17 protein-coding genes and 1 pseudogene are annotated in these 17,941 nt (G+C 72.6%); 3 read left to right on the top strand and 15 right to left on the bottom strand.

Annotated features, from left to right (window positions below):
• Positions 1–2: 2 nt before the first annotated feature.
• The 4 genes from C6N75_RS13680 to C6N75_RS13695 form a co-directional block, all read right to left on the bottom strand.
• The gene (locus C6N75_RS13680) at positions 3–647 is read right to left on the bottom strand and encodes a GNAT family N-acetyltransferase (RefSeq protein ID WP_105869189.1); all 645 of its coding nucleotides are present in this window, start codon (positions 645–647) and stop codon (positions 3–5) included.
• A 185-nt stretch (positions 648–832) separates the two neighbouring features.
• The gene (locus C6N75_RS13685; protein ID WP_105869158.1) at positions 833–1,690 is read right to left on the bottom strand and encodes a MetQ/NlpA family ABC transporter substrate-binding protein; all 858 of its coding nucleotides are present in this window, start codon (positions 1,688–1,690) and stop codon (positions 833–835) included.
• Between the two features lie 74 nt (positions 1,691–1,764).
• Positions 1,765–2,436 carry a methionine ABC transporter permease gene (locus C6N75_RS13690; RefSeq protein ID WP_105869159.1) on the bottom strand — a complete coding sequence of 224 codons (672 nt, stop codon included), beginning with the start codon at positions 2,434–2,436 and terminating at the stop codon, positions 1,765–1,767.
• On the bottom strand, positions 2,433–3,494 hold the full coding sequence (locus C6N75_RS13695; protein ID WP_105869160.1) for a methionine ABC transporter ATP-binding protein: 1,062 nt from the start codon (positions 3,492–3,494) through the stop codon (positions 2,433–2,435). Before C6N75_RS13695 ends, C6N75_RS13690 begins: the two co-directional genes overlap by 4 nt.
• Positions 3,495–4,092: 598 nt before the next feature.
• Here C6N75_RS13695 and C6N75_RS13700 point away from each other — a divergent pair.
• Together C6N75_RS13700 and C6N75_RS13705 are read left to right on the top strand one after the other, a co-directional pair.
• A complete protein-coding gene (locus tag C6N75_RS13700; RefSeq protein ID WP_105869161.1) occupies positions 4,093–4,455 on the top strand; it encodes a hypothetical protein in 363 nt (120 codons plus the stop codon).
• A gap of 1 nt (position 4,456) precedes the next feature.
• Positions 4,457–4,894, top strand: coding sequence for a hypothetical protein (locus C6N75_RS13705; protein ID WP_105869162.1), 438 nt, complete (start codon positions 4,457–4,459; stop codon positions 4,892–4,894).
• Positions 4,895–4,916: 22 nt separating this feature from the next.
• Here C6N75_RS13705 and C6N75_RS13710 read toward each other — a convergent pair whose 3' ends face one another.
• A complete protein-coding gene (locus C6N75_RS13710; protein ID WP_105869163.1) occupies positions 4,917–5,399 on the bottom strand; it encodes a GNAT family N-acetyltransferase in 483 nt (160 codons plus the stop codon).
• 186 nt (positions 5,400–5,585) lie between these two features.
• Positions 5,586–6,740: a glycerophosphodiester phosphodiesterase gene (locus tag C6N75_RS13715; RefSeq protein ID WP_105869164.1), complete on the bottom strand. Its 1,155-nt coding sequence runs from the start codon at positions 6,738–6,740 to the stop codon at positions 5,586–5,588.
• A 185-nt stretch (positions 6,741–6,925) separates the two neighbouring features.
• On the opposite strand from C6N75_RS13715, the gene C6N75_RS13720 reads away from it, so the two are divergent.
• Complete coding sequence (locus C6N75_RS13720) at positions 6,926–7,651, top strand: lysophospholipid acyltransferase family protein (RefSeq protein ID WP_105869165.1); 726 nt, start codon at positions 6,926–6,928, stop codon at positions 7,649–7,651.
• Between the two features lie 25 nt (positions 7,652–7,676).
• Here the strand turns inward: C6N75_RS13720 and C6N75_RS13725 are convergent.
• The 9 genes and pseudogenes from C6N75_RS13725 to argC all read right to left on the bottom strand — a co-directional run.
• Positions 7,677–9,209 (bottom strand): annotated as a pseudogene (locus tag C6N75_RS13725) (MFS transporter); the annotation flags it as partial.
• Positions 9,206–9,757, bottom strand: a complete 552-nt coding sequence (locus C6N75_RS13730; protein WP_105869167.1) for a TetR/AcrR family transcriptional regulator — start codon at positions 9,755–9,757, stop codon at positions 9,206–9,208. The pseudogene C6N75_RS13725 and the gene C6N75_RS13730, both read right to left, overlap by 4 nt.
• 165 nt (positions 9,758–9,922) lie before the next feature.
• The gene (gene argH / locus C6N75_RS13735; RefSeq protein ID WP_105869168.1) at positions 9,923–11,359 is read right to left on the bottom strand and encodes an argininosuccinate lyase; all 1,437 of its coding nucleotides are present in this window, start codon (positions 11,357–11,359) and stop codon (positions 9,923–9,925) included.
• A 104-nt stretch (positions 11,360–11,463) separates the two neighbouring features.
• Positions 11,464–12,657, bottom strand: coding sequence for an argininosuccinate synthase (locus tag C6N75_RS13740; protein ID WP_181160465.1), 1,194 nt, complete (start codon positions 12,655–12,657; stop codon positions 11,464–11,466).
• A 336-nt stretch (positions 12,658–12,993) separates the two neighbouring features.
• Complete coding sequence (locus tag C6N75_RS13745; protein ID WP_105869170.1) at positions 12,994–13,530, bottom strand: arginine repressor; 537 nt, start codon at positions 13,528–13,530, stop codon at positions 12,994–12,996.
• Positions 13,531–13,537: 7 nt separating this feature from the next.
• On the bottom strand, positions 13,538–14,737 hold the full coding sequence (locus C6N75_RS13750) for an acetylornithine transaminase (protein ID WP_105869171.1): 1,200 nt from the start codon (positions 14,735–14,737) through the stop codon (positions 13,538–13,540).
• On the bottom strand, positions 14,734–15,645 hold the full coding sequence (gene argB, locus C6N75_RS13755) for an acetylglutamate kinase (protein ID WP_105869172.1): 912 nt from the start codon (positions 15,643–15,645) through the stop codon (positions 14,734–14,736). Before argB ends, C6N75_RS13750 begins: the two co-directional genes overlap by 4 nt.
• Positions 15,642–16,793 (bottom strand): bifunctional glutamate N-acetyltransferase/amino-acid acetyltransferase ArgJ, encoded by a 1,152-nt coding sequence (gene argJ, locus C6N75_RS13760; protein ID WP_105869173.1) that lies wholly within the window; start codon positions 16,791–16,793, stop codon positions 15,642–15,644. The genes argB and argJ overlap by 4 nt, the downstream gene beginning before the upstream one ends.
• An 88-nt stretch (positions 16,794–16,881) precedes the next feature.
• On the bottom strand, positions 16,882–17,910 hold the full coding sequence (gene argC / locus C6N75_RS13765; RefSeq protein ID WP_105869174.1) for an N-acetyl-gamma-glutamyl-phosphate reductase: 1,029 nt from the start codon (positions 17,908–17,910) through the stop codon (positions 16,882–16,884).
• Positions 17,911–17,941: the final 31 nt, after the last annotated feature.

Genomic DNA, 17,941 nt, shown 5'->3' on the forward strand with positions numbered 1-17,941 from the left:
GGTCAGTTCCAGTCGGTGAAGGCCCGCTGGCCGCCGTCGGCGCGTGCGGCGCCGATGTCTTCGAGGTCGTCGAGGTCCTCGGGGAGCAGGCTCCAGACGATGAGGTCGGTGCGGATGTCGGTCCAGCCTCCGTCGGCGGTGCGGGTGCGGGCTATCCAGGCGTTGCGGAGCACGCCCTCGCTGACGCAGCCGGCCTTCTGGGCGACCTGCTGGGCGGCGGTGTTGCCGGCGGCGGTGCGCAGTTCGAGGCGTTCGAAGCGCTGGTTTCCGAAGAGCCACTGGGCGATGGCGAGCAGGGCTTCGGTGGCGTATCCCTCGCCGCGGGCCCAGGGGGCGGTGGTGTAGGAGACCTCGGTGGCGCGGGTGCGCCAGTCGGTGGCGTCGAGCTGGATGGCGCCGACGAGGCGCTGGGTGAGGAACTCGGTGACGGCGAAGGCCGCTCCGCGTCCGCGGGTGCGGCGGGCGGGGGCTTCGCGGCGGACCCAGCGTTCGGCGTCGGCGGTGGTGCAGGGGTGGGGTACGGCGGTCCAGGCGACGACGAGTTCGTCGTTGGCCATGTCGGTGTACGCGGGGATGTCGGCGTCCTCGAAGGGGCGCAGCACCAGCCGTTCCGTGCTGATCGTGACGTCCGGAAGGGTGGTGGTCATGCGCAGCTCCATGCCGGGAATCGAGGGGACCGTCGGTACAGGCCGTGAACGGACAGCATGCAGCATGGGGCCGGTCGGGTGCATGGCCGGGTCCGGGGGGCGGACGCGGGCCGCCGCGGGCGTGTGCGCATGGGCGGGCCCCGCGCACCGGACGGGGTGTGCGGGGCCCGCGGGCGGCCGTGCGGCTACTTGACGGCGCCGAAGGCGGGGACGACGGCGCCGTCCTGGTGGGTGTCCTCGATGTACTTCTTCACCTCGGGCGAGTTGAGGAGCTTGGCGAGCTTCTGCACGCGCGGGTCCTTCTCGTTGCCCTTCTCCACGGCGAGGAAGTTGGCGTAGGGGTTGCCTTCAGTCTTCTCGGAGGCGAGGGCGTCCTTGGCGGGGCTGAGCTTGGCCTCGACGGCGTAGTTGCCGTTGACGACGGCGGCGTCGACGTCGTCGAGGGCGCGGGGCACGGTGGCGGCCTCCAGCTCCTTGAACCGCAGGCCCTTCTTGTCGGCGACGTCGGAGAGGGTGGCGTCGGTCCCGGCGCCGGGCTTGAGGGCGATCAGGCCGTTGTCGGCGAGGAGCTTGAGGGCGCGGCCGCCGTTGGTGGTGTCGTTGGGGATGGCGACGGTCTGGCCGGCCTTGATGCCCTTGAGGTCCTCGGCCTTCTTGGAGTAGAGGGCCAGCGGCTCGAGGTGGACGTTGACGACCGGGACGATGTTCGTGCCCCGCTTCTTGTTGAAGTCGTCCAGGTAGGGCTTGTGCTGGAAGTAGTTGGCGTCGACCTGGCCGTCCTGGGTGGCGGTGTTGGGCAGGACGTAGTCGGTGAACTCCTTCACCTCCAGCTTGAGTCCGGCCTTCTCCGCCAGGTTGTCCTTGACGTAGTTCAGGATGTCGGCGTGCGGCGTCGGGGAGGCGGCGACGACCAGCGGCTTGTTCGGGTCGGCCGCGGCGCCGTCGGCGGAGGACGACGGGTCGGAGGCGGTGCCGCAGGCGGTGAGGCCGAGGGCGAGCACGGTGATGCCGGCGAAGGCGGTGAGGGTGGTGTTCTTACGCACGAAGAGTGCCTCTTTCAGGGTGGTGCGGACTGCGCCCGGACAAGGAGTGCGGGCTCGGGGGGAGAAGTCTCAGGTCAGGTGGCGGTGCGGCCGCGGCGGGCCAGCAGCCGGATCACGCCGTCGCCGATCAGCTGCACGAGGGTGACGAGCGCCACCAGGATCGCGACGGTGATCAGCATGAACGCGGTGTCGAAGCGCTGGTATCCGTAGGTGACAGCCTTGGAGCCGAGGCCCTCGCCGCCGACGGCGCCGGCCATCGCCGAGTAGCCGACCAGCACGATGACGGTGGTGGTGACGCCGGCGACCAGGGACGGCAGGGCCTGCGGGAGCAGCACCTTGCGGATGATGGTGGGCAGCGAGCCGCCCATCGACTGGACGGCTTCGACCAGCCCGTGGTCGACCTCGCGGATCGCGGTCTCGACCAGGCGCGCGAAGAACGGGATGGCGCCGATGGCGAGTGGGACGATCATCGCGGTGGGGCCGATGAAGGTGCCGACGACCAGCTTGGTGAACGGGATCAAAGCGATCAGCAGGATGATGAACGGCAGCGAGCGGCCGATGTTCACGAGGGCGCCGACGACCTTGTTGACGGGCCGGTTCCGCAGCAGGCCGCCCTGGTCGGTGAGGACCAGCAGGATGCCGAGGGGCAGGCCGCCCAGTACGGAGACGACGGTGGCCCACAGGACCATGTAGAGGGTGTCGAGGGTGCCCTGGCTGAGCAGGGGCTGCATCTCGGACCAGCTCACTTGGCGGCCTCCTTGACCAGGGCCTCGGTGACCGGGGCGGGTTCGGCGCCGGGGGCGGCGGGGACGACGTCGACCTGGAGGCCCTGTTCGCGCAGGAAGCCGACGGGCACGACGTTGTCCTCGTAGCGTCCGGGGAGTTCGATGCGCATCCGGCCGACCTGGCGGCCGCCGACGGTGTCCATGGCGGCGCCCAGGATGGAGATGTCGATGTTGTAGGTGCGCGAGAGCTGGGAGATGACCGGCTGGGTGGCGGTCTCGCCGTGGAAGGTGACGTCGATGACGGTGCTCTCGGGGCCGGAGGCGTCGCCGGTGACGGGGAACAGCTCGCGGGCGAGCCGGGAGCCGGGGGTGGCGAGCAGGTCGGTGAGGGTGCCGGTCTCCACGATCTTCCCCTTCTCCATCAGGGCGGCGGAGTCGCAGACGGTCTTGACGACGTCCATCTCGTGGGTGATCAGCAGGACGGTGAGGCCGAGCTGCTGGTTGAGGTCGCGCAGCAACTGGAGGATGGAGCGGGTGGTCTCCGGGTCCAGGGCGCTGGTGGCCTCGTCGGAGAGGAGCACCTTGGGGTTGCCGGCGAGGGCGCGGGCGATGCCGACGCGCTGCTTCTGGCCGCCGGAGAGCTGGGCGGGGTAGGACTTGGCCTTGTCGGCGAGGCCGACGAGGTCGAGGAGTTCCAGGGCGCGGCGGGTGCGCTCGGCGCCGGACAGGCCGAGGATCTCCAGCGGGAGTTCGACGTTGTCCCGGACGGTGCGCGAGGACAGCAGGTTGAAGTGCTGGAAGACCATGCCGATGCGGCTGCGGGCGGCGCGCAGGTCCTTGCCCGGGCGGCGGCCGCGGCCGGCCAGGGCGGTGAGGTCGGCGCCGTCCACGGTCACGGTGCCGGCGGTGGGGCGCTCCAGCAGGTTGACGCAGCGGATGAGGGAGGACTTGCCGGCGCCGCTCTGGCCGATGACGCCGAAGACCTCGCCTTCGCGGACATGGAGGTCGACGCCGTCCAGGGCGGTGACCTCGCGGCCTCGCGACTGGTAGACCTTGGTCAGGCCCTTGGTGGTGATCACAGGGTTTCCGTCACTGTCGAGTGCGCGGCGCGGATGGTGCCGGCACGGGGCATTCGTCGGTCCGACGCGGGCACGGCTGGTGGCGGCGTGGTGGCCGGGGTGGGCGGCGCGTGCGGGGCGGGCGCGGCTCGTCACGGCGGTTGCCTGACGGGGCGGCGGCTGCGGCTGTCGGGGTCTCGCTTCGGGGCGCGAGGCTCAGGCAGGGGCCCTCAGAAGGCGCACATTCGACACAGACAGCGAGCACCGGGCGGCAGGGTCGCCTCGGTCGCAGGGGTGCGGTTGCTCGTGCTGGTCATGCTCGCCAGTAAACCAGACGGCTCTTCGAAGCCCGGACGACTGTCCGAATAGCGGAACGACCTGTCGCGGCATGCGGACGTGCCGTTCTCGGCCGGATCTCCTCGGCGCCCGCCCCTCCACCCTCGTGACCTGCGCGGACGCCGGGCAGCGGCCGGGTGCGGCGGGGCCTGCCGGCGGCCCGGCGGCGGGCCGGGCTGTGGTCAAGGCCACGGTTCGCGGCCCGGCGGCGCGCTCCGCCGCCGGGTGGGGCCGCTCGGGCCCGGCGGCGGAGCGGGCCCCGGCGCGTAATAGTCTCGGGCCCATGCTCGTCGCCCTGACGGTCGCCCTGTCGGCGGCCGCCCTCGCCCTCGCCGCCTGGTGCGGCTTCGCCGCGTACCGGGACCAGCCCACCAAGGACTGGCACTTCATCGGCATGGGCGTGGTGACGGTGCTGGCGCTGGCGCAGGTGGTGGTCGGCGTGGTGATGCTGGCCCGGGGCGAGAAGGCCGAGGAGGGCACGGCGATCTTCGTCTCGTACCTGGTCGGCGCGTTCCTGGCGGTCCCGGCGGCCGGTTTCATGTCGCTGGTCGAGCGCAGCCGCTGGGGTTCGGCGGTGGTCGCGGCCGGCGGCGTGGTGCTGGCGGTGCTGGAAGTGCGGCTGCACGACATCTGGACGGTGGGCTGAGATGACCGAGCGGACCCAGGCGCGCCCGGACGGCGGTCCGAAGCCGGGCGGCAACAAGCTGGTGAAGGGCCCCGGCATCCTGCTGGTGTGGCTCTACGGCGTCATGTCGGTCGGCTCGGTGTCGCGCTCGGTGTACGAGGTGGCGGTGAAGTTCGACCACGCGCCGCTGGCCTACTCGCTGTCCGTGGTGGCGGCGGTGGTCTACTGCTTCATCACCTACACGCTGGTGCGCGGCGGGGAGACGGCCCGCCGGGCGGCGCTGGTGTGCTGCGCCGCCGAGCTGGTGGGCGTGCTGACCGTGGGCACGTGGACGCTGGCGGACCCGGGCGCCTTCCCGGACTCCTCGGTGTGGTCAGAGTTCGGGATGGGTTACCTCTTCATCCCGGTGCTGCTGCCGCTGACCGGCATCGCCTGGCTGCGCCGGGCCCGGGCCGCCTGAGCGGACGTGCCGGCGGCGGCCCTCAGGCCGCCTTCTCCAGGGTGACCAGGGTCAGCCGGGGCCCGACCTCGTGGCTGCCGACGGCGGCGTACCCCTTCCTGCGGTAGAGCCGCAGGTTGCCGTCGCTGCGGTGGCCGGTGAACAGCCGGTAGCGCTTGGCGGCGGAGGCGGCGTCCTCGGCGAACCGCCGCTCGATGGCGTCCAGCAGCCGCCCGCCCAGGCCGTGCCGGCGCATCCGGGGGTGGACGATCAGCTTGGCGATCCGGGCGGTGCCGGTCTCGTCCAGCTCGCCGCGCACGGAGGCGACCACCTCGTCGCCGAGCCGCGCCACCAGGGCGTGGCCGCGGGAGAGTTCGGCCCGCAGGTCTTCGAGGGTCTGGGTGAGCGGTTCGATGCCGTAGTCGCCGTACAGCTCGGCCTCGCTCTGGTAGCACAGGTATTGCAGCTTGAGAATGTGCTCGACGTCCCGCTCGTCCGCCGCTGCGATGGTCACGCTCATGCCCATGTGTGCATGCCTCCGGCTCACCTGATGCGCCCTGTCGGTCTACCGCACCCTTCCCGATGTCGGGGCGCGGCAACCTCTGTCGGCGACATTCTGCGCAGCATCGCAGGCGACGGAAACGCTTCAGCCTGGAAGATCCATGTGAGATAGCCGACTTTCCTGCGATTGCACCGGTGGCGGCCGGGTGAGTCAGCCCTGTGCGGCGCGGTGGTCGGCGGCGGCGAGCAGGCCGGTGTCGGGCTGGTCGGTGAAGATGCCGTCGATGCCGGTGGCGAAGTAGGCCCGGTAGGCGCCGAAGGCGTCGCCGTAGGCGTTCGGGTCCGTGCCCCGGCGGAAGTCCGCGGGCAGGAAGCTGTTCTCGTTGCGCAGGGTGTACGGGTGGAGGACCAGCCCGGCGGCGTGCGCGTCGCGGACCAGGGTGGTGGGCCGGCCCAGTCGGCCGTCGGCGCCGCGCGGGATGACCAGGTCGAGGGTGGGGCCGATGCCCTGGGCGTAGCGGGCGATCTCCTTCAGTCCGGCCGGGGTGATCAGGTCGGCGACGGTGCGCGGGTCGCCGGCCTCGGTGAAGTCCCAGGGGCGGGACTTCGCGTCGGAGAGCAGCACCACCCTGGGGGCGGCGACCAGGCGGGCCAGTCGGCGGATGCTGCCGGGCTCGAAGGACTGGAGGAACACGGGGGCGTCGGCGCGGTGCCGGCCGTGCCGGCGCAGCAGGGCGGCCAGCGGCTCCTCCAGGCCGAGCCCGAGCTTGCGGAAGTAGCTGGGGTGCTTGGTCTCGACGTGCAGCCACACCGGGCGGCCGCGGCGGCGGCCCTCGCGGTCGGCCCAGCGCAGCACCTCCTCGAAGGTGGGCACGGCCCACCGGCCGTCGTAGAGGGTGTTCTCCTGGCGGACGGCCGGGATGCGCTCCTTGGCGCGCAGCGTCCTCAGCTCGGCGAGGGTGAAGTCCTCGGTGAACCAGCCGGTGTACGCGGTGCCGTCGACGGTCTTGGTGGTGCGCCGGGAGGCGAACTCGGGGTGGTCGGCGACGTCGGTGGTGCCGGTGATGTCGTTCTCGTGGCGGCACACCAGGTGCCCGTCCCGGGTGGGCACGAGGTCCTGCTCGATGACGTCGGCGCCCAGGTCGAGGGCGAGCTGGTAGGCGCCCAGGGTGTGCTCGGGGCGGTGGCCGCTGGCCCCGCGGTGGGCGATGACCGCCGGCACCGGCAGCCGGGGGCCGTGGCCGTGGCCGCCGGTACGGGCCTGGGCGGCGCCGGCCGCGGCGGTGGCGGTGAGGGCCGCCGAGCCGAGCACCGCCGCGCCGATCATGGTGCGCCGGCCGGGTCCGCGCCGCTCGCCCTGGGTCATGGAAGGCTCCTTCGTTCGAGGGCTCGCGGCGCTGTGCCGCGGGCCGGCTCCGCTGCCGCCCCGAACGTAGGCGGCACTCCCCTACCGGCGGAAGACGGCGTGCGAACGGCGGGCGAACACGCCACGACGGGGTCAACATCGCGTTTCGTCCGCGTCAATCCCGTCCACCCGACGTGCGGGCGGGGGTGACCCGCGAGTATCGTCTCGAACCGCACACTGGCTCACACTCGGAGGACTCGTTGTCCCGCTTCGCCCTCTTCAAGGCAGTGCTCGGCCCGGTTCTGCGGCTGTGGTTCCGCCCGCGTCTGGAGGGGATGGAGAACATCCCGGGCACCGGACCGGTGCTGCTGGCGGGCAACCACCTGACCTTCATCGACTCGATGGTGCTGTCGGTGGTGTGCGAGCGCCAGGTCAGCTTCATCGGCAAGGACGAGTACGTGACCGGCACCGGGCTGAAGGGCCGGCTGATGGCCTGGTTCTTCACCGGCAGCGGCATGGTCCCGGTGGACCGGGACGGCGCGAACGGCGGCGTCGCCGCGCTGATGACGGGCCGCCGCATCCTGGAGGAGGGGCGGATGTTCGCCATCTACCCCGAGGGCACCCGCTCCCCCGACGGCCGGCTCTACCGCGGCCGCACCGGCGTGGCCCGGCTGACGCTGATGACCGGCGCGCCGGTGGTCCCGTTCGCGGTGATCGGCACCGACAAGCTCCAGCCCGGCGGGGCGGGGCTGCCCCGGCCGGGCCGGGTGACGGTCCGCTTCGGCGAGCCGCTGGAGTTCTCCCGCTACGAGGGCATGGACCGCGACCGCTACGTCCTGCGGGCGGTCACCGACTCGGTGATGACCGAGGTGCTGCGGCTGTCCGGTCAGGAGTACGTGGACATGTACGCCACCAAGGCGAAGGCCGCGTAGCCGGTCGCAGCGCTGACGCCGTCNNGACGCCGTCCTCCAGCTTCTGGCCGCGCAGCAGGAACCAGGCGGCGACCGCGGTGGCCAGCAGCACCACCGCGCCCGCGCCGGCCGCCAGGTGCAGCCCGCGGACGAAGGAGTCCTGGGCGGCGGTGACCAGCGCGTCACCGGTGGGCCACGGCAGCGCCGTGGACGCCTCGACCGCGCCGCCCAGCGACTCGTGGGCCGCGGCCGTCACGTCGGCGGGGACGCCCGGCGGGGTGGGGAAGCCCCGGTAGACGCCGGTCACGATGGAGCCCAGCAGCGCGATGCCGAGCGCCGCGCCCAGCTCGTACGCCGTCTCCGAGACCGCGGAGGCGGCCCCGGCCTGCTCCTTGGGCACGGTGGACAGGATGACGTCGGCGGTGACGGTGAAGGCGAAGCCCGCGCCGACGCCGACGACCAGCAGCGCCGCGCCGAGGAGCGGATAGCCGGTGTCCCGGTCCAGCGTGGTCAGCACCGCCAGCGACAGGCCGACCGCGGCCAGGCCGCCGGAGACCACCGCGCGGACCGAGAAGCGGCGCGCGGCCACGCCGGCGATCAGTCCGGCCGTCACCGCGCCGACGGCCGCGGGCAGTTCGGCCAGGCCCGCCTCCAGCGGCTGCCGGCCCTGCACCAACTGGAGGAACTGCGACAGGAAGAACACCAGCCCGGACAGGCCGAGGATGGTCAGCAGGTCGGCCAGGACCGCGCCGGAGAAGCCCCGGTGGTGGAAGAGCCGCACGTCCAGCAGCGGCGCCGGGAGCCGGAGCTGCCGGCGGGCGAACCAGACCAGCGCGCCCGCGCCGACGACGAACGCCGCGCCGGCGTCCACGCGCAGTCCGTGCGCCGCCGTCTCCTTGATCGCGTAGACCACGCCGATCATGCCGACCAGGGAGAGCCCCACACTGGGCAGGTCCCAGGGGCCCGGGGCCGGGTTCTTCGACTCGGGGATGAACTTCGCGCCGACCACGACCAGCACCACCATCACCGGCAGGTTGATCAGGAAGACCGAGCCCCACCAGAAGTGCTCCAGCAGGAAGCCGCCGACGACCGGGCCGACGGCCGCGCCGGCCGAGGCCATCGCGCCCCAGATGCCGACCGCGACACTGCGCTCGCGCGGGTCGTGGAAGAGGTTGCGGATCAGCGCCAGGGTGGACGGCATCAGGGTCGCGCCGGCCACGCCGAGCAGCGCCCGGGCCACGATCATCAGCTCGGGCGAGGTGGCGTAGGCGTTGAGCACCGAGACGGCGCCGAACGCGGCCGCGCCGGTGAGCAGCAGCTTCTTGCGGCCGATGCGGTCGCCGAGGCTGCCCATGGAGACCAGCAGGCCGGCGATGACGAAGGAGTAGACGTCGCCGATCCACAGCAACTGGGTGCCGGTGGGCTTGAGGTCCTCGCTGAGGAAGGGGGTCGCCAGACCGAGCACGGTGGCGTCGACCGCCACCAGCAGCACGGCCAGGACCAGGACGGCCAGTGCCAGCCAGCGTCCCGGGCTGCGGACACTCTCCGCTTCCGCGGTGAGCCGGTCGGTACGGGTCATTTCTCCACGCTCCTGCGCGCTCCGCCGAGCAGCAACTCGGCGATCATGTGGGTGAAGTCCTTGCCGGCGACGCGTCCGTCCTGGACGGCCCAGGCGCCGGCGCCGATCAGGCCGTAGAACGCCTCGGCGAGCCAGACCGGGGTGAGGTCGATGCGGAACTCGCCGCGCTCCTGGCCGCGCCGGAAGAGGTCGGCCACGGCGGTGTCGATGCGTGCCCAGCCCTCGTCGACCTGCTCGCCCTCGAAGAGCTGGTTCTCGGTGACGAGGAAGGCGAGCAGTCCGCTGACCGGCTCGACCTCGGCGACCAGCCGGCGCAGGGCCTGCTCCGCGGAGCCCTCGCCCAGCCTGGCAGCCGCGAGCGCCTTCTCGCACTCCCGCAGGCCGAGCGCCTCCAGCGCCCTGACCAGGGCGTCCCGGCCGGCGAAGTGCCGGTGCAGGGTGGCCCGGCCGATGCCCGCGGCCCGGGCGACCTCGTCCATGGTGGCGGTCGCCTTGCGGGACAGGAGGGCGGCGGCGGTGTGCAGCACCTGCTCACGATCGACTGTCATGAGACGAGCATACATCGAATGAGACATTGATGTCTCACTAAGCATCCTTGCGTCTCACGGTGGGCTTCCACGTCTCACCTTTGTGTCGGAGAACCGCGGAGCGGAAAACGGCGCCGCCGCCCGGAGTGATCCGGGCGGCGGCGCCGTGGTGTCCGTACGGAGGGCTCAGGCGAGCGGCTTCTTCGCCTGGGCCCAGGCGTGCTGGATGACCAGGTCCGCCTTGACCTCGGCCAACTGGGCGGCGACCGCGGACGGGGCGGTGCCGCCCCGGCCGTCCCGGGAGGCCAGCGCACCGGGCACGTTCAGCACGGTGCGGACCTCGGGGGTCAGGTGCGGGGAGATCTTGGCGAACTGCTCGTCGGTCAGCTCGTCCAGCTCGATGCCGGCGGCCTCGCACTCCTTGACGCACTCCCCCGCCACCTCGTGCGCGACCCGGAACGGCACGCCCTGCTTGACCAGCCACTCGGCGATGTCGGTGGCGAGCGAGAAGCCGGCCGGGGCCAGCTCCTCCATGCGCTCGCGGTGGACGGTGAGGGTGGCCATCATGCCGGTGAACGCCGGCAGCAGGACCTCGAGCTGGTCGCAGGAGTCGAAGACCGGCTCCTTGTCCTCCTGAAGATCACGGTTGTACGCCAGCGGCAGCGCCTTGAGGGTGGCGAGCAGCCCGGTGAGGTTGCCGATGAGCCGGCCGGACTTGCCGCGCGCCAGCTCGGCGATGTCCGGGTTCTTCTTCTGCGGCATGATCGAGGAGCCGGTGGAGAAGGCGTCGTGCAGGGTGACGAAGGAGAACTCCTTGGTGTTCCACAGGATGACCTCCTCCGCGATCCGGGAGAGGTTGACGCCGATCATCGCGGTGACGAAGGCGAACTCGGCGACGAAGTCGCGGGAGGCGGTGCCGTCGATGGAGTTGCCGGCGCTGCCGTTCTCGAAGCCCAGGTCGCGGGCGACGGCCTGCGGGTCCAGGCCCAGCGAGGAGCCGGCCAGCGCGCCGGAGCCGTAGGGGGAGACGGCGGTCCGCTTGTCCCACTGGCGCAGCCGCTCGGCGTCCCGGGACAGGGCCTGCACATGGGCCAGCACATGGTGGGCGAAGAGCACCGGCTGGGCGTGCTGGAGGTGGGTGCGGCCGGGCATCGCGGTGTCCGGGTGGGCCTCGGCCAGGCCGACCAGGGCGTCCTGGAGGTCGGCGGTCAGGGCGCCGATGATCCGGGCGTGGTCGCGCAGGTACATCCGGAACAGGGTGGCGACCTGGTCGTTGCGCGAGCGGCCGGCCCGCAGCTTGCCGCCGAGATCGGGGCCGAGCCGCTCCAGCAGGCCGCGCTCCAGGGCGGTGTGCACGTCCTCGTCGGCGATGGTGCCGGTGAACGAGCCGTCGGCGACGTCCACCTCCAGCCTGTCCAGGCCCTCCAGCATGCGGCCCAGCTCGTCGGCGTCCAGCAGCCCGGCCTGGTGCAGCACCCGGGCGTGCGCGCGGGAGCCGGCGATGTCGTACGGCGCGAGGCGCCAGTCGAAGTGCACCGAGGCGGAGAGTTTCGCCAGCGCCTCGGCGGGGCCGTCGGCGAAGCGGCCGCCCCAGAGCCGGACGTCACCGTTGTTGCTGCTCACTGCTGGTTGCTCCTCGTCGAAGGTACGGCGTGGGTCGTGGTGGTCGTCGAACGAGCCGGACCCGGGCGGGGTCACGCGGCCCCGGGCCGGGCGGCGGGCGGCGCTCAGGCCAGGTCGCGCTTGGCGGCGATCTTCGAGGAGAGGGCGAAGATGTCGATGAAGCCCTGCGCCTTGGACTGGTCGAAGGTGTCGCCGGTGTCGTAGGTGGCGAGGTTGAAGTCGTACAGCGACTGCTCGGAGCGGCGGCCGGTGACGACCGCGCGGCCGCCGTGCAGGGTCATCCGGATGTCGCCGGAGACGTGCTGGTTCGCCTCGTTCACAAAGCCGTCCAGGGCCCGCTTGAGCGGGGAGAACCACAGGCCGTCGTAGACCAGTTCGCCCCAGCGCTGCTCGACCTGCCGCTTGTAGCGGGCCAGTTCGCGCTCGACGGTGACGTTCTCCAGCTCCTGGTGGGCGGTGATCACGGCGAGCGCGCCGGGTGCCTCGTACACCTCGCGGGACTTGATGCCGACCAGCCGGTCCTCGACCATGTCGATCCGCCCGACGCCCTGGGCGCCGGCCCGCTCGTTGAGCTGCTGGATGGCCTGGAGGACGGTGACGGGCGTGCCGTCGATCGCGACCGGGACGCCGGCCTCGAAGGTGATCACCACCTCGTCGGCCTCGCGCGGCAGCGCCGGGTTCGCGGTGTACTCGTAGACGTCCTCGATCGGCGCGTTCCAGATGTCCTCTAGGAAGCCGGTCTCCACGGCCCGCCCGAAGACGTTCTGGTCGATGGAGTACGGGGACTTCTTGCTGGTGGCGATGGGCAGTCCGGCCTTATCGGCGAAGGCGATGGCCTTGTCGCGGGTCATCGCGTAGTCCCGGACCGGGGCGATGCACTTCAGGTCCGGGCCGAGCGCCTGGATGCCGGCCTCGAACCGCACCTGGTCGTTGCCCTTGCCGGTGCAGCCGTGCGCGACGGTGGTGGCGCCGTGCCGGTGCGCGGCGGCGACCAGGTGCTTGACGATGGCGGGCCGGGAGAGCGCGGAGACCAGCGGGTAGCGGTCCATGTAGAGGGCGTTGGCCTTGATCGCCGGCAGGCAGTGCCGCTCGGCGAACTCGTCCTTGGCGTCGGCCACCTCGGCCTCCACCGCACCGCAGTCGAGCGCGCGCTTGCGGATGACGTCCAGGTCCTCGCCACCCTGGCCGACGTCCACGGCGACGGCGACGACCTCGGCCCCCGTCTCCTCGGCGATCCAGCCGATGGCGACGGAGGTGTCCAGTCCGCCGGAGTAGGCGAGTACGACGCGCTCGGTCACGGCTTGCTCCTTACGATGCATACGCTGATAGGCATAACTATGCAGAGGTCCGTATGGTTTGTCAAAGGAGGGGTGACCGGTGCCATGGGCGACGGGGGTGGGCGCGGAGGGCGGGGCTGGGTCTACTGGACCAGTCCGGGCCGGGCCATTGCGGGCTGGGCCACCCCGGACTGGTGCGCGCCGGAGCTGCTGCGTCCGGAGCCGCACGGCTGCGCTCGGTCGTCGTGGTCACCGCCGAGCCGGTCCGGGGCCACAGCGGCTACGCGGCGCCCTACAGGGCGTACGAGCGGGTCCGCGCGCTGCACGCCAGGCGCTTCGCCCGGACGGGGCGGCCCGCTACCGCGCCCCCTGGGCCAGGCGCAGCAGGTGGTCGGCGAGGGCCTGGCCGCCGGTGGGGTCGCGGGAGATGAGGAGGAGGGTGTCGTCGCCCGCGATGGTGCCGAGGATGGCGTGCAGTTCGGCCTGGTCGATGGCGGAGGCGAGGAACTGGGCGGCGCCGGGCGGGGTGCGCAGGACGACGAGGTTGGCGGACGCCTCGGCGGAGATGAGGAGTTCACCGGAGAGGCGGCGCATGCGCTCCTCCTTGGCGGACTCGCCGAGCGGGGCCTGCGGGGTGCGGAAGCCGCCCTCGCTGGGCACCGCGTAGATCAGCTCGCCGCCGGTGTTGCGGATCTTGACCGCGCCCAGCTCGTCGAGGTCCCGGGAGAGCGTCGCCTGGGTGACGCTCAGCCCGTCGTCCATGAGCAGCTTGGCGAGCTGGCTCTGCGAGCGCACCGGCTGCCGGTTGAGGATGTCGACGATCCTGCGGTGGCGGGCGGTGCGGGTCTGCGGGACGGACGGGCCCCCGTGCTCGGTGTCCTGCGCCTGGGTCATCGTCGCTTCACTTCCCCGTGTCGTCCTTCCGGTGCACCGCGGTGTCGAGGACGCCGGGCAGAGCCTTGAGGAAGGCGTCCACGGCGTCGTCCCCGATGATCAGCGGCGGCATGATCCGGATGACATCGGGGGCGGGCGCGTTCACCAGGAGGCCGGCGTCCTGAGCCGCCTGCTGCGCCTGGGGCGCGAGGGGCTCGGTGAGCACGATACCCAGCAGCAGGCCGGCGCCCCTGACGTGGGAGACCAGCGGGTGGCCGAGGGCCTCGACGCCGTCGCGGAGGCGTTCGCCGAGCCGCTTGACCCGGTCCAGGGCGCCGTCGGCGGCGAGGGTGTCCAGGACGGCGAGGCCGGCGGCGCAGGCGACCGGGTTGCCGCCGAAGGTGGAGCCGTGCTGGCCGGGGGCGAGCAGGTCGGCGGCGGGGCCGAAGGCGAGGACGGCGCCGATGGGCAGGCCGCCGCCGAGGCCCTTGGCGAGGGTGACGACGTCCGGCTCGATGCCGTGGGCCTGGTGCTCGAACCAGTGGCCGCAGCGGCCGATGCCGGTCTGCACCTCGTCCAGGACGAGCAGCGCGCCGGTGTCGCGGGTGATCTCGCGGGCGGCCCGGAGGTAGCCGGCGGGCGGGACGACGACGCCGTTCTCGCCCTGGATGGGCTCGATGACGACGAGCGCGGTGTCCTCGGTGACGGCGGCCGCCAGCGCGTCGGCGTCGCCGTAGGGGACGTGGGTGACGTCGCCGGGGAGGGGGAGGAAGGGGCCTTGCTTGGCCGGCTGGCCGGTGAGGGCGAGGGCGCCCATGGTGCGGCCGTGGAAGCCGCCGTGGGTGGCGACCATGTGGGTGCGCCCGGTGAGCCGGCCGATCTTGAAGGCGGCCTCGTTCGCCTCGGCGCCGGAGTTGCAGAAGTAGACCCGGCCGGGGCGGCCGGCGAGCTGGATCAGGCGTTCGGCGAGAGCGACCGGCGGTTCGGCGGTGAAGAGGTTGGAGACGTGGCCGAGGGCGCCGATCTGGTCGGTGACGGCCTTGACGACGGCCGGGTGGGCGTGGCCGAGGGCGTTGACCGCGATGCCGCCGACGAAGTCGAGGTACGCGGTGCCCTCGGCGTCCCAGACGGTGGCGCCCTCGCCGCGGACCAGGGGCAGGCGGGGGGTGCCGTAGTTGTTCATCAGGGCGGCGCCCCAGCGCTGCTGGAGGTGGTCGTTCTCGCTCATGCGGGCCCCCCGGGGGTCGGTGCGGCGTCGGGCACCACCATGGTGCCGATGCCCTCGTCGGTGAAGATCTCCAGCAGGATGGAGTGCGGGACCCGGCCGTCGATGACCCGGGCGGTGGTGACGCCGTTGCGCACGGCGTGCAGGCATCCTTCCATCTTGGGCACCATGCCGCTGGACAGGTCCGGCAGCAGCTTCTCCAACTGGCTGGCGGTGAGCCGGCTGATGACCTCGTCGCTGTCGGGCCAGTCCTCGTAGAGGCCCTCGACGTCGGTCAGCACCATCAGCGTCTCGGCGTCCAGCGCCGCAGCGAGTGCCGCAGCCGCCGTATCAGCATTGACGTTGTAGACATGGTGGTCGTCCTGGGAGCGGGCGATGGAGGAGACGACCGGGATGCGGCCGTCGGCGAGCAGGGCCTGGATGGCGCCGGTGTCGATGGAGGTGATCTCGCCGACCCGGCCGATGTCGACCAGCTCGCCCTCGATGCGGGGCTGGTGCTTGACGGCGGTGATGGTGTGGGCGTCCTCGCCGGTGATGCCGACGGCGAGCGGGCCGTGCTGGTTGAGCAGGCCGACCAGTTCGCGCTGGACCTGCCCGGCGAGCACCATGCGGACCACGTCCATCGCCTCGGGGGTGGTGACCCGCAGTCCGGCGCGGAACTCGCTGACCAGGCCGTGCCGGTCGAGCTGGGCGCTGATCTGCGGGCCGCCGCCGTGCACCACGACCGGCTTGAGCCCGGCGTGGTGCAGGAAGACGACGTCCTGGGCGAAGGCGGCCTTGAGGTCCTCGTCGATCATGGCGTTGCCGCCGAACTTGACGACGACGGTCTTGCCGCGGTGGCGGGTGAGCCAGGGCAGCGCCTCGATGAGGGTCTGGGCCTTGGGCAGGGCGGTGTGCTTGCGGGTGCTCATGAGCTGTACGCGCTGTTCTCGTGGACGTAGTCGGCGGTCAGGTCGTTGGTCCAGATGACGGCGGAGGCGTCGCCGGCGGCCAGGTCGGCGGTGATGACGACCTCCCGGTAGCGCATGTCGACCAGGTCGCGGTCCTCGCCGACGGAGCCGGCGCGGCAGACCCAGACGCCGTTGATGGCGACGTTCAGCCGGTCCGGCTCGAAGGCGGCGGCGGTGGTGCCGATCGCGGAGAGCACCCGGCCCCAGTTGGGGTCCTCGCCGTGGATGGCGCACTTGAGGAGGTTGTTGCGGGCGATGGAGCGGCCCACCTCCACGGCGTCGTCCTCGGTGGCGGCGCCCACCACCTCGACGCGGATGTCCTTGGACGCGCCCTCGGCGTCGCCGATGAGCTGGCGGCCGAGGTCGGCGCAGACCTCGCGGACGGCCTCGGCGAAGTCGTCGTACGCGGGGGTGGCGCCGGACGCGCCGGAGGCGAGCAGCAGCACGGTGTCGTTGGTGGACATGCAGCCGTCGGAGTCGACCCGGTCGAAGGTGGTGCGGGTGGCCGCGCGCAGCGCCCGGTCCAGCTCGGGGGCGGCCACGTCGGCGTCGGTGGTGAGCACGACCAGCATGGTGGCCAGGCCCGGGGCGAGCATGCCCGCGCCCTTGGCCATGCCGCCCACCGTCCAGCCGTCCTTGGTGACGACGCAGGTCTTGTGGACGCTGTCGGTGGTCTTGATGGCGATGGCGGCCTTCTCGCCGCCGTGCAGGGACAGCTCGGCGGCGGCCTTCTCCACACCCGGGAGCAGCTTGTCCATCGGGAGGGTGATGCCGATCAGCCCGGTGGAGGCGACGGCGACCTCGCCGGCGCCGACGTCCAGCACCTGGGCGGCCTTCTCGGCGGTGGCGTGGGTGTCCTGGAAGCCCTGCGGGCCGGTGCAGGCGTTGGCGCCGCCGGAGTTGAGGACGACGGCGCGCAGCTCGCCGCTCTTGAGCACCTGCTGGGACCACAGCACGGGGGCGGCCTTCACGCGGTTGGCGGTGAAGACGCCGGCGGCGGCGCGGCGGGGGCCGGTGTTGACCACGAGGGCCAGGTCCGGGTTGCCGTTCTCCTTGATCCCGGCGGCGATGCCCGCCGCCTGGAACCCCTGTGCTGCCGTGACGCTCACTGTGTCTCCTTGTTCGCTGCTCCGAGCGCGCAGCGCAGCCGCGCGGCCGTCGTCGTCGGCTTTCCCTGGTCGGCTGCGCGCTCGACGCTCACGGCGCCACTCCGTCCAGGGGGAGTCCGGTCTCCTCGGGGAGCCCGAGGGCGATGTTCATGCTCTGCACCGCGCCGCCGGCGGTGCCCTTGGTGAGGTTGTCGAGGGCGCTGACCACGATGATTCGGCCCGCCGCCGGGTCGAGGGCGACCTGCACCTGGACGGTGTTGGAGCCGTACACCGCGCCGGTGGCCGGCCACCGCCCTTCGGGCAGCAGGTGGACGAACGGCTCGTCGGCGTACGCCTTGGCGTAGGCGGCGCGCAGGTCCTCGGCGCTGGTCCCGGGTCGGGCCTTGGCGCTGGAGGTGGCGAGGATGCCGCGGGGCATCGGGGCCAGGGTCGGGGTGAAGGAGACGGTGACCGGCTCGCCGGCCGCGGCGGAGAGGTTCTGCGCCATCTCGGGGGTGTGCCGGTGGCCGCCGCCGACGCCGTAGGAACTCATGGAGCCCATCACCTCCGCGCCGAGCAGGTGCGGCTTGAGCGCCTTGCCGGCCCCGGAGGTGCCGGAGGCGGCGACGACGACCGCCTCGGGCTCGGCCAGCCCCGCGGCGTACGCCGGGAAGAGCGCGAGCGAGACGGCGGTGGGGTAGCAGCCGGGCACCGCGATGCGCTTGGACCCCTCCAGCGCGGCGCGCGCGCCCGGCAGCTCGGGCAGGCCGTAGGGCCAGGTGCCGGCGTGCGGGGAGCCGTAGAACGCCTCCCAGGCGGCGGCTTCGGCGAGCCGGAAGTCCGCGCCCATGTCGACGACCAGCACGTCGTCGCCGAGCTGTTCGGCGACGGCCGCGGACTGGCCGTGCGGCAGGGCGAGGAAGACCACGTCGTGGCCGGCCAGCACCTCGGGCGTGGTCGGCTCCAGCGTCCGGTCGGCGAGGGCCGCGAGGTGCGGCTGGAGCGCGCCGAGCCGCTGCCCGGCGTTGGAGTGGCCGGTCAGGGCGCCGATCTCGATGTGGGGGTGGGCCAGCAGCAGGCGCAGGAGCTCTCCGCCCGCGTATCCGCTCGCGCCCGCCACTGCTGCTCGTACTGCCATCGCTCCTCCATCGGTAATGGCATGACTATAC

Source organism: Streptomyces solincola (genome assembly GCF_002982015.1).
Taxonomy (GTDB): Bacteria; Actinomycetota; Actinomycetes; order Streptomycetales; family Streptomycetaceae; genus Streptomyces; species Streptomyces solincola.